This window comes from Bradyrhizobium australiense (genome assembly GCF_013114825.1).
GTDB lineage: Bacteria > Pseudomonadota > Alphaproteobacteria > Rhizobiales > Xanthobacteraceae > Bradyrhizobium > Bradyrhizobium australiense.
Genome location: NZ_JAAVLX010000010.1, coordinates 139,394 through 155,536, shown reverse-complemented (window position 1 = coordinate 155,536; position 16,143 = coordinate 139,394). Strand labels below are relative to the sequence as shown.

At 62.3% G+C, this 16,143-nt stretch carries 11 protein-coding genes and 1 pseudogene; 5 read left to right on the top strand and 7 right to left on the bottom strand.

Going from position 1 to position 16,143, the window contains the following annotated elements; genetic code table 11:
* Nucleotides 1–93: 93 nt before the first annotated feature.
* Together HCN58_RS28145 and HCN58_RS28140 are read left to right on the top strand one after the other, a co-directional pair.
* Nucleotides 94–609 carry a YcgN family cysteine cluster protein gene (locus HCN58_RS28145; protein WP_171582608.1) on the top strand — a complete coding sequence of 172 codons (516 nt, stop codon included), beginning with the start codon at nucleotides 94–96 and terminating at the stop codon, nucleotides 607–609.
* Between the two features lie 161 nt (nucleotides 610–770).
* A complete protein-coding gene (locus HCN58_RS28140) occupies nucleotides 771–2,345 on the top strand; it encodes an MDR family MFS transporter (RefSeq protein ID WP_171582607.1) in 1,575 nt (524 codons plus the stop codon).
* Between the two features lie 10 nt (nucleotides 2,346–2,355).
* Here HCN58_RS28140 and HCN58_RS28135 read toward each other — a convergent pair whose 3' ends face one another.
* From HCN58_RS28135 to HCN58_RS28115, 5 genes and pseudogenes are all read right to left on the bottom strand, one after another.
* Entirely contained in the window at nucleotides 2,356–3,603 is a 1,248-nt protein-coding gene (locus HCN58_RS28135; protein WP_171582606.1) for an adenylate/guanylate cyclase domain-containing protein, read from the bottom strand.
* Nucleotides 3,600–3,989: a response regulator gene (locus HCN58_RS28130; protein WP_171582605.1), complete on the bottom strand. Its 390-nt coding sequence runs from the start codon at nucleotides 3,987–3,989 to the stop codon at nucleotides 3,600–3,602. The genes HCN58_RS28135 and HCN58_RS28130 overlap by 4 nt, the downstream gene beginning before the upstream one ends.
* A gap of 2 nt (nucleotides 3,990–3,991) precedes the next feature.
* On the bottom strand, nucleotides 3,992–9,238 hold the full coding sequence (locus HCN58_RS28125; protein ID WP_210266181.1) for a GAF domain-containing protein: 5,247 nt from the start codon (nucleotides 9,236–9,238) through the stop codon (nucleotides 3,992–3,994).
* A gap of 133 nt (nucleotides 9,239–9,371) precedes the next feature.
* A complete protein-coding gene (locus HCN58_RS28120) occupies nucleotides 9,372–10,082 on the bottom strand; it encodes a type 1 glutamine amidotransferase (protein WP_171582604.1) in 711 nt (236 codons plus the stop codon).
* Between the two features lie 29 nt (nucleotides 10,083–10,111).
* A pseudogene (locus HCN58_RS28115) lies at nucleotides 10,112–11,779 on the bottom strand (thiamine pyrophosphate-requiring protein); the annotation flags it as partial.
* Between the two features lie 328 nt (nucleotides 11,780–12,107).
* Between HCN58_RS28115 and HCN58_RS28110 the strand changes: the two are divergent.
* Together HCN58_RS28110 and HCN58_RS28105 are read left to right on the top strand one after the other, a co-directional pair.
* Nucleotides 12,108–13,706 carry a porin gene (locus HCN58_RS28110; RefSeq protein ID WP_171582602.1) on the top strand — a complete coding sequence of 533 codons (1,599 nt, stop codon included), beginning with the start codon at nucleotides 12,108–12,110 and terminating at the stop codon, nucleotides 13,704–13,706.
* Nucleotides 13,707–14,153: 447 nt separating this feature from the next.
* On the top strand, nucleotides 14,154–14,318 hold the full coding sequence (locus HCN58_RS28105) for a Flp family type IVb pilin (protein WP_171582601.1): 165 nt from the start codon (nucleotides 14,154–14,156) through the stop codon (nucleotides 14,316–14,318).
* Nucleotides 14,319–14,351: 33 nt separating this feature from the next.
* Here the strand turns inward: HCN58_RS28105 and HCN58_RS28100 are convergent, their stop codons facing one another.
* Together HCN58_RS28100 and ku are read right to left on the bottom strand one after the other, a co-directional pair.
* Nucleotides 14,352–14,579, bottom strand: a complete 228-nt coding sequence (locus tag HCN58_RS28100) for a hypothetical protein (protein WP_171582600.1) — start codon at nucleotides 14,577–14,579, stop codon at nucleotides 14,352–14,354.
* A gap of 33 nt (nucleotides 14,580–14,612) precedes the next feature.
* Nucleotides 14,613–15,578 carry a non-homologous end joining protein Ku gene (ku, locus tag HCN58_RS28095; RefSeq protein ID WP_171582599.1) on the bottom strand — a complete coding sequence of 322 codons (966 nt, stop codon included), beginning with the start codon at nucleotides 15,576–15,578 and terminating at the stop codon, nucleotides 14,613–14,615.
* Nucleotides 15,579–15,832: 254 nt separating this feature from the next.
* Here ku and HCN58_RS28090 point away from each other — a divergent pair, with 254 nt between their 5' ends.
* Nucleotides 15,833–15,985, top strand: a complete 153-nt coding sequence (locus HCN58_RS28090) for a hypothetical protein (RefSeq protein WP_171582598.1) — start codon at nucleotides 15,833–15,835, stop codon at nucleotides 15,983–15,985.
* The last annotated feature ends 158 nt before the right edge of the window (nucleotides 15,986–16,143 follow it).

Sequence of the window (16,143 nt, the reverse complement as noted above, 5' to 3'; positions counted from 1 at the left end):
GCTCTTGGCCCCCTAGTGAGTCCCGCTTGCGCCCCCGTCGCCGGACCTCCAGGAAGGGCCGCAGCCGACCGACCCGAGAAAACGACTGATTGCATGACCGCACCGCCCAAACGAGCTTCCGGCCAGGAGGGATTCTTCTGGAAAACCAAGACGTTGGAGGAGATGTCCAACGCCGAATGGGAAAGCCTGTGCGACGGCTGCGCGCGCTGTTGCCTGGAAAAACTCGAGGACGAGGACACCGGGAAAATCTACTTCACCCATGTTTCCTGCAAGCTGCTGGATTCCGGCCTGTGCGCCTGCAAGGACTACCAGAACCGTTCCGACAAGGTTCCGGATTGCGTCCGCCTGACGCCTGAGAATGTCCGGACCCTGAACTGGCTGCCGCCAAGCTGCGGCTACAAGCTGGTCGCGGAGGGGCGCGATCTCTATTGGTGGCATCCGCTGATCTCGGGCGATCCCAACACCGTGCATGAAGCCGGCGTTTCGGTGCGCGGCCGGGTGCAGGGCACCGAGGACGAAATCCCCGACGAAGACCTCGAGGACCACATCGTGCAATGGCCGGCCTTGTTGCCGAAGCGGGCGCGGCTCAAGAATCGGCCCAAAGCCTGAAGCTTCCGCACTGACCAATCGTGGAAGCGCGACGGTATTCTCGCGGGATGCACCCATGCGCGCGAGGCGCTGCCGCGAGAGGAATTTGCCCTCTATGGTGCGTCCCATGTGGTGATTCCATCTCGGCGGCATTGGCCGCGCGGAACAATATTACGTCCGACATGAACATGCACGAACGGCAGGGTCGTGAACCCGCCGACCAGACGATATTGCCCGACGACATCGGCGGCGAGCTCTCGCGCATCACGACAGAGGTCATCGAGGTCAGCGATGCGCCGCCAATCGCGCCGCCCGCGCCGCTGACCCCGGACGAGGTCCGCACCATCCTGATGAGCCTGCTGCTGACGATGTTCCTTGCGGCGCTCGACCAGACCATCGTGGCGACGGCGCTGCCGACCATCGGCCGCCAGTTCAACGACGTCAGCAACCTGTCTTGGGTCATCACCGCCTATCTCCTGGCCTCGACTGCGGTAGCACCCGTGTTCGGCACGCTGAGTGACATCTACGGCCGCCGCGTCATGATCACCGTTTCGCTGGCCCTGTTCACGGTTGGCTCGATTCTCTGCGCGGCAGCGCCGAACATGCCGGTATTGATCGTTGCGCGCGGCCTGCAAGGGCTGGGCGGCGGCGGCATCATGCCGGTCGTGCAGACAGTGATTTCCGATGTGGTTAGCCCACGCGAACGCGGCAGGTATCAGGCCTATTTCAGCGGCGTCTGGATGGCGGCGGGCTTGATGGGCCCCGTGCTCGGCGGCGTGTTCGCGGAGCATCTGCACTGGTCCATGATCTTCTGGATCAATGTGCCGCTCGCCGTCGGCGCGCTGTTTCTGCTGCTGCCGAAGATGGGCAAGATCCCCGTGTTCCACCGCCGGCGCAAGGTCGACTGGATCGGCGGCGTGCTGCTGATGGCCTCCGCCGTTGTCGTCATGCTGGTGCTGACCTGGGGCGGCAATCGTTATGCCTGGCTGTCGCCCGCGATCATGGCGATGATCGGTGCTTCGGTGGCGCTGGCGCTCGCCTTTGTCTGGCACGCGCGCAATGCCGAAGAGCCGTTCCTGCCGTTGCCGCTCCTCGGTGGGACGGTGGTGCCATATGCCATGGTGGCGGGTGCCTGTGCGCTCGGCGCCATCACCGGGCTGACCGTGCATCTGCCGCTGTATTACGAGGTCGTCTATCATCTGACCGCGAGCGAAGCGGGGCTGGCGCTGATTCCGCTCGCCGCGATCTCCACCTGTGGGGCCGCGATCGCCGGACGGACCATGGCGCGCGCCAAGCACTACAAGCGCGTCGCCATCGCCGGAACGTCGGCGGCGACCGTCTTCGGCATCGTGCTGACCATGACGACGCTGCCGCTGTGGGGCTTGCTGATCGTCCTGTCGCTGTTCGCGCTCGGGCTCGGCACCACGTTCCCGGTCAGCGTGGTCTCGCTGCAGAACTCTGTGGCGCGCCCGCAGATCGGCACCGTCACGGGCGCGATGAATTTCTTCCGCGCGCTGATGTCGTCGTTCACGGTCGCTGCCTTTAGCGCTATCCTGTTGATGGCGCTCGGCGCCGGCATCTCGCTCGGCGAACATCGCGGCCCCGCCAATGCGATCCCGATTGCCGACATGATCACGGCGTTCCGCTACGTGTTCGGCGCCGCCGCCGCGCTGCTCGCGACCGCCGCGCTATGCATCATCGCGATGGAGGAACGGCCGCTGGCCGGCCCGTCGACGCCGGTGGAGATGGCGGAGTAGGGCTACCGGGCTATTCAAGCTGCATGCGGACACCCTTCGCGCCGTTGAGTAGCCGCTTTAGGTGAAAGTTGGCCAGAGGATCCTCGGCGTGCGAGCCGACAAGAGCGGCAAAGGCCGGCATTGCATTGGCATCACCGGCCTCAAGCTTGGCGAAAGCTTGGCCATACTGCGATGTCGCCGGCGCCCCGAAACTCGCTGCAGATAAGGGCTCGTAGGCGCGCAATGGTTCGCTGCGCCCACGCAGCACGAGATCGCCGACCGGTCGGCCCCTAAAATTCTCCACTGCATTTGCAATTGTCGCACTGACGCAGATCCGGGTACCGAGAAACTTATTCGCCACTTCAAGCCTCGCCGCCGTGTTGATGGTGTCGCCATAAGCAGTGTAATCAAAGAAGCGGCTGCCCCCGAAATTGCCGACCAGTGCAGGACCGGCGTGAACGCCGATGCGGGTGGCGCCGAAACTCACGCCTCTCGCCTTCCACCGTTCGCGAAACGCCTCCCCCCATGCGTCGAGCTCCCGCGCGCAGGCTACTGCGCGCGTCGCATAGTCGGGCTGGTCGCTGGGCGCATTGAACAGTACCTCGATCGCATCGCCGATCACCTTCGCCACGGTTCCCTCATGCGCGAAGACGACATCGGTCATTCCGGCCACATATTCGTTGAGCAGTTCCCCAAGAAGTTCGGGCGCGGCAGTCTCAACGAGCGAGGTGAAGCCGGTTATGTCGGTGAAGATGACCGCAACATCGCGCCAGGTCACCTCCGTGCTGTCGCCCGCGCTGGCCGCAAGCCGCTTGGCGAGCTGGGGCGAGAAATAGCGGGAGAGCGAAGCATGGGCGCGCTCGGCTTCCGCCTGACGGCGACGTGCCTCGCGCAGCACTTCGATGTGCCGCAGGGTCTTGTCGATCGTCGCTTCGAGATCGGCGAAATCGATCGGCTTGGTCAGGAAGTCGAACGCGCCGCGATTCATCGCGGTGCGGATGTTGCTCATGTCGCCGTAAGCCGACACGATAATGGTCGATGTCTTGTCCTCGGATTCTTGCAGTTTGGCGAGCAGTGACAGGCCGTCCATTCGCGGCATGTTGATGTCGGAGACCACCAGGTCGACGTGCGGATGCTCTTCCAGCGACTGCAACGCCTCGAGCCCGTCACGCGCAAACATGAAGCTGACCAAACCCTCGCGAACCTGCCGTCGGAATTTCTGAAGGATCAGTGCCTCCAGATCCGGCTCATCGTCGACCACGAGGATTGTTGCAGTCATGCGGCTTGCTCGAGCCTAGCATCGATCTCCCGACGCAGCGTCACGAAGTCGATCGGTTTGGTCAGAAGGTCAGTCGCGCCGTTCTCGAGTGCCTTGCGCTTTGTGTCGGCATCGCCATAGGCCGTGATCATGATGACCGGCACCTCGGGCCGCATTTCCTTGACCTTCGGCAGCATTTCCAGCCCCGTCATGCCGGGCATGTTGATGTCGGACAGAATCAGGATTAGCGAATGCTCGATAGTCGAGCCGACGCGCGCCAGCGCATCCGGCGCGGAACTGGCGAAGTCCATGACGAATCGCTGCGCGCGCAGGTCGCGGCGGAATTGCTGGCGGAACAACGCTTCCACGTCGGGCTCATCATCAACAACTAGAACCAGAACACTCACGGCTATCCTCTAGATTTTTCTGCAAAGTTGCTTGTTCGCGGCAACACGATGCGGAATTCGGTGAAATGACCTGGTTCAGTATCCACGTCAATTGTGCCGCCATGTTGTTTCACGATGATGTCGTGGCTCATGGATAGACCCAACCCTGTCCCTTCGCCGGCCGGCTTGGTGGTGAAGAAGGGGTTGAACATCTTCTCCTTCACCTCGGGCGGAATGCCGGTGCCGTTGTCGCGGATGCGGATTTCGACGCTTTCGCCCAGGTTTTTCGTGCTCGTCCGCAGCGTCGGCTCGAAGCCGGGCTCTCCACCTTTGTTGCCTCGCTTGGTCACCGCATGGAAGCCGTTCGAGACCAGATTGAGGATCACGCGGGTGATTTCTTGCGGGAACAGATCGGCTTGGCCGGCGGCCGGATCGAAATCGCGCTCGATCGTGACGTTGAAGCCCGGCTTCTCGGCGCGGGCGCCGTGGTATGCGAGGTTGACGCTTTCGTCGACCAGCGCATTGATGTCGGACGGGCGGTGCTCGCCGCCGCCCTCGCGCGAATGCAGCAGCATATTCTTGACGATGGAATCGGCGCGCTTGCCGTGCTGCAAGACCTTTTCAAGGTTGCCCTTCAAGAGCCCCGCTAATTCGTCCACTTCCGCACGGATTTTCTCGCCGACTTCGGCTTGCTTGAGCGCATCGTTCAACTCCTCGGTTAATTCCGCTGAAAGGGCAGCGAAATTGTTGACGAAGTTGAGCGGGTTCTTGATCTCGTGCGCAATGCCCGCGGTAAGCTGGCCGAGGGAGGCAAGCTTTTCGGTCTGCACCAGGCGGTCCTGCGCGGTGCGGAGCTCGTCCAGCGATTTTGAAAGATCGTTGGTGCGTTGGCGCAGCTCGTTGAGCAGGCGAGCATTCTCGATGGCGATCACCGCCTGGGCGGCAAAGTTCTGCACCAGAGCGACCTGCTTGTCAGTGAAGGGCCGCACCTCCTGACGGTAGATGCCGATGCTGCCAACGAGCTCATCGTCCTTGAGCATCGGCACCTGGAGCAGTGTTCGGGCGCCTCCAAGCTCCGCAACATTGACCATGCCGGGGTAGCCTTCGACAAACGACTGATCCTCGAGCACGTCCGGAACCTGCACCGGCTGCTTGGTGGCCACGACCCGACCAAGGGGGACTTTCGGGTCGCTACGGATTGGATGTGTAGCGAGGAATTCGCTGAAGGCGGGCGGAATGTTCCACGTTCTGACCGCGCGGAACTGATCGTCCTCCCGCAAGAACAGCATGGCAAACTTCGCCTCGCACAGGCGCACGGCGTTTTCCAGCATGATCTGGAACACCGGGCCCAGTTCGCCGGGCGAAGCGCTGATTACCCTGAGTACGTCGGCCGTCGCGGTCTGCTGCTGCAGCGATTCCTCCAGATCGCGCGTCTTCGCCTGCACCTCCTCGAACAGCCGGACATTGCCGATGGCGATCACGGCCTGATCGGCGAAGGTCTGCAGCAAAGCGATCTGCTTATCGGTGAATGGGCGCACCTCGGTGCGGCGAAGCACGATGACACCGACGCTTTGGCCTTCGCGCATCAGCGGCACGCTAAGCACGGTGCGGACATTGGAACGGCGAGCGAATTCACGGGCGGCGGGGAATTCTTCGCCTTCGGGGGCGAGCAGGTCGCGCACATGCACGGCCCTGTGGTCGAGCACGGCCTTTCCGGAGGGGAATTCACGGTTGATCGGCTGGCGTTCCCACACCACCGGAATTGACCCGTGCTGTGCCTGGAAGGTCAAGTCGTCGCCTTCCTTGAGGGTCATCAGGGCATCGTCGGCGTCGCAGAGTTCGCAGGCACTCTCGACGATGGCTTTGAGCACCGGCTTGACGTCAGTCGGCGAGGAGGCAATGACGCGCAGAATGTTGCTGCTTCCGGTCTGGTAGGTCAGGGCTTCCGATAGCTCGCGCGTGCGCGCCTGCACTTCCTCGAACAGCCGCACATTGCCGATGGCGATCACGGCCTGGTCGGCAAAGGTCTGGAGCAGCGCGATCTGCTTGTCGCTGAACGCTACCGGTTCCAGGCGACGCAGTGCGATCGCGCCGATGGCCTCTCCCTCCCGCAAGAGCGGTACACTGAGCGTGCAGCGGTGCCCCTGTTCGCGCGACTGTCGCTGTCCCTCTGGAAACTCGCCGGCCTCGGGAGCCTGAAAATCGGACACCTGCACCGGTGCCTTGTCGACGACCGAGCGACCTACGACCCAGTCTCTGTTGATTGGACGTGGCTGTTGACCTGTCCGTATGGGTCCGTGATGGGCGCTGAAATGCAAATTGTCGCCAATCTTCAGCAGCACGCCGGCATCATAGGCATTGCAAAAGGTGCAGGCGCTCTCGACAATCGCCTGGAGGGCAGGTGTTACATCGGTCGGCGAGGAGGCGATCACCTTCAGCACCTCGCCGGTGGCGGTCTGCTGCTGAAGGGCTTCGCTTAGCTCCTCGGTGCGCGTCTGCACCTCGTCGAACAAACGAACATTCTCGATGGCGATGACGGCCTGGTCGGCAAAGGTCTGCACCAACTCGATCTGCTTGTCACTGAAGGGCTGCACGGTGGTACGGCCGAGGAAGAGCACGCCGATCGGTTGACCTGAGCGCAGCAGGGGAACGCCGAGCAGCGTGCGATACCCGCCGGCCTTCTGCTGCTCGGGAAAGGCATATTCGGGATCGGCCAACACGTCCGCGATCTGTACCGTTTTGCTTTCCAGCAATACGCGACCTATCAGGTTGCCGCGGCCGGGGTAAACGCGAGTGGTCGAACTGAACCTATCCCATTCCGGCGGGAAATTGTATCGCGTGGCGTGGTGATAGCCACCCTCCGGGTGCTGTCGCGTCACCGCGGCCATATCTGCATTGCAGAGACGTGCGGCCGACTCGGTCAGCGTGTTGAGCACGGTTTCGAGGTCGAATGCCGAGCGGCTGATCACCTTGAGCACGTCAGCGGTCGCTGTCTGTTGCTGCAGGGATTCGCTCAAATCTTCGGTGCGCTTCTGGACCTCGTTGAACAGGCGCACATTCTCAATCGCGATCACGGCCTGGTCGGCGAAAGTGGCGACGAGATCGATCTGTTTTTCTGTGAACGGCTCGACGCGCTGGCGCGCCAGCACGATCACGCCGATCGGTTCGTTCTCGCGCAACAACGGCACGCCGAGCGTGGTGCGCTGGCCCGCCAACGTGGTTGTTTCATGCAGCGTGTATTCGGGGTCAGCCACGACATCCGTAATCTGGATAGGGCGCTTTTCCAGCACAGTGCGGCCGGTCACCGTGCCACGGTTGACCGCCAGCGGATGGTTAGTGAGGAAGTCGATATAGGCGTCGGTGTAACCGACGGCGGCGCCTGCTCGGTACTCGTCGCCGACGCGGCGCATGATGAAGGCCATGTCCGCGTCACATAGCTGCGCGGCGGAATTCACCAGCGTGTCGAGCACCGGCTGCAGGTCGAAGGTCGAGCGGCTGATGGTCTTGAGCACGTCACCGACCGCTGTCTGCTGCTGCAGAGATTCGGCGAGGTCATTGGTCCGCGCCTGCACCTCATTGAATAATCCGACATTCTTGATCGCGATCACGGCCTGGTCGGCGAACATCTGCAGCAGACGGGTATGCTGTTCGCCAAACGGGCCCGTTGCCACCCGGGTGACCGTGATGATGCCGACGGGCTCACCATCATTCATAAGCGGCGCGAAAAGCATGCTGCGATAGCCGCGCGCCCGCGCAATGCCGCGCGCCGCCGGTTCGAGATCGGTGTCGGGCAGCTCAGCCGGCGCGCCGTCGCGGGTCAGCCGGTAGGGCGGAAACTTCTCCAGCGGGACTGGGAACGAGGACTGCAGCACGGCATCGCCGGCCGGATCAGTTGGCGTGAAGGCCGCGAGATGGATCTTGCCGTCGCTGTAACGAAACACGGCGGCCGAAAAGCCGCCGATCAAGCGGTTGGCGCTGTGTGCAATGGCGTCGAACACCGGCTGCACGTCGGAGGGTGATGAGGCGATGACCTTCAAAATCTCGGCCGTGGCGGTCTGCCGCTCCAGTGCCTCCTTGGTTTCGTTGAACAGGCGCGTGTTCTCGATTGCGATCACCGCCTGAGCGGCAAAGGTTTGCAGCAGCTGCATATGATGCGGCGCGAAGGCGCCGGGTTCGGCGCGGGTCACGCTGATCATGCCGACGGGCGTGCCGCGGTTCATCAGCGGCGTGAACAGCACGCTACGAAAGCCGCGCAGCCGGGCCAATTCCCGGTTCGCTTCCGGCACCTCTTCGGCTTCGGTGTCGGCGAACTGGATAGTCTCGCCGTTGCGGACTAGCCCAAAGGTCGGGAATTCCGCGAGCTTGCGCGGGAAGGAGGCCTTCAGCGCTTCATCGGCCTCGGGACTGGTCGGCGTGTAGGCGACCAGATGAAGCTCTTCGCCGATGAAATGCAGTACCGTAGTCGAGAACCCGCTCAGCAAACGCTTGGCGCTTTCTGCGACGGCTTCGAACACCGGCTGCACATCCGAAGGCGAGGAGGCGATCACCTTGAGGATGTCGGCGGTGGCCGTCTGCCGCTCCAGCGCCTCGCGGGTGTCGTTGAACAGCCGCGCGTTCTGGATTGCAATTACCGCCTGGTCGGCGAAACTGTTCAGCAGTTCGCACTCCCTATCCGTAAACGGCACCATCGAGGTGCGGCCCACGAAAATCGTGCCGATCGCCTTGTTTTCCCAGAGCATGGGTGCAATGGCCATCGAATAGTTTTGCCCGATCCTGCGAGCGGTCTCGCGCAGGTCGATCGGCACGTCCGGATCGTTCTGAACGTCGGCAGAACGCACCAGCCGTCGCTCGCGAATCGCAAGCTCGCTTGCCGTTCCTTCAATCGGAATTGGAAACCGCTCGCGCGCCGCCTCGGCGTTTGGGCCACGCGCGGCGGCAATTTGCAGCAGGCCTTCTTCGCTGGTGAGAAAAATCAGGCTCTCCTCGCCGTCAAAAAGATGCTTGATGCTGGAGAGGATGCTTTCGAATACCGGTTCTGTATCGGCCACCGAACTGCTGATGACACTGAGGATGCCGGCGGAAGCCTTCTGCTGCTCACGCGCGAGGTTCAGTTCCCGGCGCAGATTCGCATTCTCGATCTCAAGCTCGACCTGGTGCGCCTTCGCTTCGTCGCGTTCGGCGCGGGCGGATTCGAGGCGCGACTCCATCTCGGTGATGGCTGATTCCAGCTCATCAATCGCGACCGACCTGTTCTCGGGAAGCGTCGCCATTCCAACCATCCATGCCCGGAGCGCGCGGATGACCGATTGGCCCTCGCGCCGCGGTTCCAACCGGATTATTTCATCCCGGAAGCGTTAGAGCCAGCGCTCATAGAGGTCTTAAGGCGGCCTTTGAGCGCTCACGTCACTCTAATCGGGTGAGGAAACGTGTGATTGCGCCCCCGAGTCTTGCGCTTTCCAAGGGCTCAGCCAGCGAGGCTTTTGCGGCTGTGACAAGGCTATCGGGCGCATCGCCCTTGCGCGCCATCTCGCAGCAGGCCAGCGCGAAGCCGACGGAGAATTCCGGGTGTGGCTGCACCGAGAGCGTGGTTCCGCCGGCGTAGAGCAGCCCGGCATGTGGCGTGAAATCAGAGGACAGGATGGTCCTGGCGCCGGCCGGCGGCGTGATGACCTGATCCTGGTGCGAGCAGGCAAGCGCAATGCGCGTGCCCTCGATCAGGCCATTGTCAGGGGCGACGTCGTAGACGTGCCGCCCGATGCCCCAGCCTTTCTCCGACTTGCGCGCCGTGCCGCCCAACGCCTGCGCGATCAATTGATGGCCGAAGCAGACGCCGACCATCGGCACCTGCTTGTCGTGAGCTATGCGCACGAATTCTTCGAGCGGCGCGATCCAATCGAACGGCTCGTAGACGCCGGCCGAGGAGCCGGTGATGAGGATCGCCTCCAGCGCCTCGACATCCGGCAGCGGCTCGCCGGCAGGAATGCTGACGGTATTGAAAGTAACGGTGGCGTCGGCGGCGCCGATCATCTGCTCGAACATCTGCGGATATGATCCGTGGAGTTCGCGATTTTTGGGGCTGACGAGCCCGGTTTCGACGACGGTAACGCGCGGCATCGGTGACTGCCTGGTTGGTTGCTTCAGCCTCAGGTCCCCGGCCGCGAAACCTCGGTCTCTTTGCTGGTGATGAATTCCAGCAGCACCGGGACGCCTTCCTGCGTCTTCTGGATGCCCCGCTTGATGGCGGGGATGATGTCTTCCGGTTTCGTCACCCGCTCGCCATAGCCGCCAAACGCGCGCGCCATCGCGGCGTAGTCGCCGGAAATGTCGGTCGAACGGAATTTCTCGGTCGAGATCGGCATCACCTTCAGTTCGATCGCCATGGAAAAATTATTCAACAGGATCGACATGATCGGGATGCGTTCGCGCACTGCGGTCTCGAAATCCATGCCCGTGAAGCCGATCGCGGCATCGCCCCAGACGTTGATGCACAGCTTGTCGGGCTTTGCTAGCTTTGCGCCCATTGCAAGGCCTAGGCCGTAGCCGAGCTGGGTGGTCTTGCCCCAGCCGATATAGGATAGCGGCTCGACCGATTTCCAGAACGGCGAGAGCTGGTCGCGCGGGCTGCCGGCATCATGGGTGATGATGGTGTTGTTGATGTCGACGGTGTGCTGCAGGTCCCACAATACGCGATAGGGGCTCAGCGGCGCCTCGTTATGCGTCAGCTTCGGCATCCATTTCGCCAGCCATTCCTTGTGCGAGGCCGCGATCTCGGCGGCAACTGCGCTGGCATCGCGGTCCGAGGTGACGGCCTTGCCGATTTCCTCCAGCAGCGCATCGAGCACCAAGGCGGCATCGCCGATCAGGCCGACTTTGGCCTCGACGTCCTTGTTGAGATGGTTCGGGTCAAGCGTCGAATGAATGATGGTCTTGCCTTTCGGCATGGCGATGCCGAATGACGTCTCGGTGAACGAGCAGCCGATTCCGAAGATCACGTCGGCATCGCCCAAAAACTTCGGCACCGCGCGTGGCACGGCGAGCCCACCCGATCCCAGCGACAGCGGATGCGTCTCGGGAAATGACGATTTGCCGCCAAGGCTGGTCGTGACGGGAATGGCGAGGAGCTCGGCCAACCGTCTGAGCTGCCGCCAGGCTTTGGCGTAGTGCACCCCCTGGCCGGCATAGATCACTGGCCGCTTGGCGCCGACCAACAGCGCGGCCGCTTCCTTTACATGCACGGGATCCGCACCGTAGCGGGTGCGCAGCACTGGCGCGTAGTTGAGAGGCTCCGGCACTTCCTCGTTCCACATGTCGGCCGGGATTTCGACGATGACCGGCCCGCCGCGGCCGTTCTTCAGCCTGGTGAAAGCTCTCCGGAAGATGTTGCAGACTTCGGCGGCGATGTTGATCGGCTCGGAGGACTTGGAAAACGCCTTCATCGCCTGGCTAGAATTGAAGTTCGGCTCGATATTGGCGAGCCTGCGTGCATAGCCCATCGGCAGCACCAGCACAGGGACAGATTCGCCATAGCATTGCGCCACGCCGCCCATGGCGTTCTCGGCGCCGGGCCCGTGCTGCATGCAGAATGCGCCGATCGATCGGCCTGAGGTGACGCGCGAGATCGCGTCCGCCATGTGGATGCCGATGCGCTCCTGGCGCACCATTACGGGACGGATGTCGGCATTGGCGGCAAATTCGATGAGATGGTTGACCGGATAACCGCAGAGGATCTCGATTCCCTCCCGCTTCATGATTTCCGCAATGGCGGCGCCGAGCTTCATGACGGTCTCTCCCCTTGAAGCAGGCCGGTTTGGTTCGGCCGATTTGCGACAGTAGGAACAGGATTTTCACGCCCGGTAAAGCGAAGGCGGCGCGTGCGCGCGGAAGTGCTGATATGCGTTTGCAGCTTTGGGCTGGGATCGACGGTCAACAGGGAGAAAAATATTGTTGCGGTGAACGCTGCTGGTCTGAGTGAAGGTATCGTTTGAACTGCGGTCAGACGCTGCTGCGTTGCGAAAAAATCACAGATGCCGGCCAACTGAATCGGCATCACGGTCTTGTCATTCCCGCTGGAGATTTTTGGACTAGGTGTATGCGCATGCATTTGCATGAATCGCGGGGCATCGCGAACAGGAGACTTAAATGGTTACGGCACGAACACTCATTCTCGGCTCGGCGGCCGGCTTGGTGGCCCTGAGCGGGGCACAGGCGGCCGACCTTCCGGTCAAGGCCAAGGCAGTCGAGTATGTCAGGATCTGTTCGCTTTACGGCGCCGGCTTCTTCTTTATCCCGGGTAGCGACACCTGTATCAAGCTGGGTGGCTATCTGCGTGCGGACGTCACGTTCAACGGCGGCGCGCACGGCGCCCCCGCCTGGAACGGTGACATCGGTCAGCAGAACCGCTATCGCAACTACTTCGTCGCCCGCTCCCGTATGGCGCTGACGGTCGACACCCGCACCGCTACCGAATACGGCGTGGTCCGCACCTTCGGCCAGGCTGATATTCAGTTCACCACGCTCGGCAACAGCACGTTCAACCCCAACTCCCTCGCGACCAACCTCGGCAACAACCCGCAGCTGCTTGACACCGCGGGCAATGGCTATGTTGCGGTCGAATTCGTTTTCATCCAGTTCGCCGGCTTCACCTTCGGTAAGTCCGCCTCGGCCTATGCCACGCCTTGGCAGGGTTTCCCCGGCAATATCAACTCTTCCTTGCTCGGCGGTCAGAACACCGATACCGGCGTCAACAACATCCAGTACACCGCGCAGTTCGGCAACGGCGTATCGGCCTCGATCGGTCTCGACGACCCGACCACGTGGGATCGCACCGCTGTCTACAACCTGGCGATCCCGGCGGCGATCGGTGCCAACGGCACGGGCTCGAACGCCTATGCCGGCGTGCATGCGCCCGACATTGTCGGCAACATCCGGGTGGACCAGGCCTGGGGTCTGTTCCAGCTTTCGGCAGCCGCGCATGAGGTCAACGGTTCGTACAACACGCTGGGCGCGGGCGCTGTCCCGACCGCGCTTTCCGAAATCAGCGGCCACCCCGAGAGCAAGTGGGGAGGCGCGGTGATGGCGGCGTTGCAGATCAAGAACATTCCGACCGGTGCGGGCGACGACATCAAGATCGACGCATCCTTCGCCAAGGGCGCTACCAAGTATGTCATCGCCACCAGCGGCACCTCTCCGAGCTTTGCGATGTTCGGCGACAGCGGCTTCGCCTACCAGAGCGTCGGCTTCGGCGCGACCACCGACGGCGTCTATTTCCCGGGCGCGGCCGGTACCGGCGGTATCGCACTGACGACGGCCTGGGGCGTCCGCGGCGCCTTCAATCACAACTGGAATCCATACTGGTCGACCAGCCTGTTCGGCGGCTACTCCGCCGTCAGGTACGACGGTGGCGCGAACGACAATCTGCTGGGTGCGGGAACCTCGACGGCCAAGGGCGCTTATTGCGCAGCCTTCGCCGCCAGCCACCCGGGTCAGGCGTTGGGCGGGAACGCTGCGGGCAACTACACCTGTAACCCCGACTTCAACGTCTCGCAGCTCGGCGTGGTTACCCGCTGGACCCCGGTCAAGAACCTGACGTTCTCGGGCGAAGTCCAGTGGTTCCATCTCGACCAGAAGATGTCGGGCTCTTCGGTGTTTGCGGCGACCGCTCCGAAACCTTCCGCGCTCTACGAGTTCAAGGACCAGAACACCGTCCTGCTCCAGTTCCGCGCCCAGCGTAACTTCTGAGAACGATCCTCGGACCGGGCCATTGCCCGGTCCCTTGTTCAACGCCGCGGCAGGCGGGGTGACTACCTCGTTTCGCTGCGGCGGCTGAATATCGCTGCAATCAGGTCGAGTATCTGATCCCGGATATGGTACTTCGCGGCAGCGGCTATTGCCGCAACACGCTGTTCCTCGCTCTCCTCATGCAGGAGCCCGATGTAATTCCTTCCCGCTTCGCGCTTCTGCGCAATGATGTGCGCTCACTCCGCAAACCGCCGATCGGGCGACGATGGCTGGTCGGTACAATCGGTGGAAAATTTTTCGTACCGTATGATTCCGGGGGCGCGGATTCCCCGTCAGCCTTAATTAATCGTTCATTCTGTTCCTCAAGGCCTCTTCAACCGTTCCGACCTAGAGTTTAACCGGTATGGCGCGGGAGAATTTCGGAGAGCGTCGACAGGAGTTTTGTCCATGCGTCGATTACTGGAACGATTTGTCGAAGATGAGTGCGGCGCTACCGCCATCGAATACTGCCTCATTGCGGCCGGCATCAGCATCGGCATCGTCGCCGCCGTCAAAGGCGTCGGCAGCATACTCAGCACGACGTTCAACGACGTCAGCACCTCGCTCAAATAGAGGGCGGCGATCGAGGCGGGGCGGCTAGCTTTCTCACCCGTCCGCATTGAGAGCCCGGATCATCGCGATCCGCGCGAACATCAGCCAGCCGCCGCCGGTCTCCGCCGCGTTGATCAGATTTTCCACCGCGAGCTGCCAGTGCGCCTCGTGCTGCACATTTTCCGGCAATGCCATGACATAGTCGGCGGCCTGCTGCAGCGTCGCGAGCCTGCTTCCACCGCGAAGCGGTATGGGGTCATCGAACGGAGTCGACCACGGCATCGCGCGCTGGATGCTATCGCGCTCCTTGCCCGATCATCCGGCCTTCTTGCTGCGGGCGGCGGTACGCACCGGCTTTTCCGCTTTCTTCGGCACTTCTTTCGCCGTCTCCTTGCCGGCGCGCTTGCCGCTGCCGCTGATCGGCAGCAGCATTTCGCGTTGGCCGGCGGCGGCCTTCTTCGGCTTCTTGCCCTTCGTCTTGGCGGCGGCAGGGGCGGCCTGCTGTTCGCTGGCAAGGCTGCGCTTGAGCGCGTCCATTAGATTGATGACGTTACCGGTGGTCTTCGGCGCCGCCTTGGCCTTGGTGCTCAGGCCGTTGCGCTTTTGGTTGATCAGGTCGATCAGGGCCTGCTCATAGCGGTCCTCGAACTGCTCGGGCTCGAATGAAGCGGATTTCTGCTCGACGATATGCTTCGCGAGATCAAGCATATCCTTGGTGATCTTCACGTCCTGGATGTCATCGAAATATTCCTGTTCGCTGCGGACCTCGTAGGGGTAGCGCAGCAGCGTTCCCATCAGCCCCTTGTCGAGCGGCTCCAGCGCGATGATGTGCTCGCGGTTGGTCAGGACCACGCGTCCGATCGCGACCTTGTCCATGCTGCGGATGGTTTCGCGGATCACCGCAAACGCGTCGTGGCCGACCTTGCCGTCCGGCACCAGATAATAGGGGCGGATCAGATAACGGCCGTCGATATCGGATTTCGGAACGAATTCGTCGATCTCGATGGTGCGGGTCGATTCCAGCGCAATATCGTCAAGCTCGTCCTTCGACACTTCGATGTAGGTGTCGGTGTCGATCTTGTAGCCCTTCATGATGTCTTCGCTGGCGACTTCCTCGCCGGTCTCGGCATCCACCTTGGCGTATTTGATGCGATGGCCGGTCTTGCGGTTGATCTGATTGAAGGAGACCTTCTCGGTGTCCGAGGTCGCCGGATAGAGGGCGACCGGACAGGTCACGAGCGAGAGGCGTAGAAAACCCTTCCAATTGGCGCGGGGGGCCATGGGCTACTCCGGAAAACGCAACAGACGACCCGTGAGGATACCATCGGATCAGCCCGTCTGAAACAGGCGGAGCTGGGAATTGCGCAACGGCGTTAATCGCCGAATGGCACTCTGCGGCCGGCCTGCGACCTTTTGGACGCTGCCGTCAGGCACGGCCGGAAGTCGCGGAACATCATGTCGGATCAGGCGTTGCTTGAATGGGCGGTGTCAGAGCATTCGCTGGCATTTACAGACACTTACTCGAAGAGGTCCCCATGGCAACGCAGCGACATGGCCAGATCGTCGAAACCCCGAACGAGGCGCGCCAGGCCGAACCGGGCCCGTCGGTGCTTGCGTTGCTATCGGTTTCGACCGGGCTCGCGGTTCTGATCCTCGGCATCGTCTGGTTCGTATTCTTCCGCACGTAAGGTACTGACCGAGCCGGTACGATCAGGTTTGCTTGCCTCCTTAGCGAACGGAATTCTTTGCAAACGGAATTCGCGCCGGTCCTGTAAGGCGTCGGCGCGAGCAATCTGCCAGGCTCCCTCCTTTTCAGGTCCCTTTTGCCGGGCGTTTGGGGGCTTGG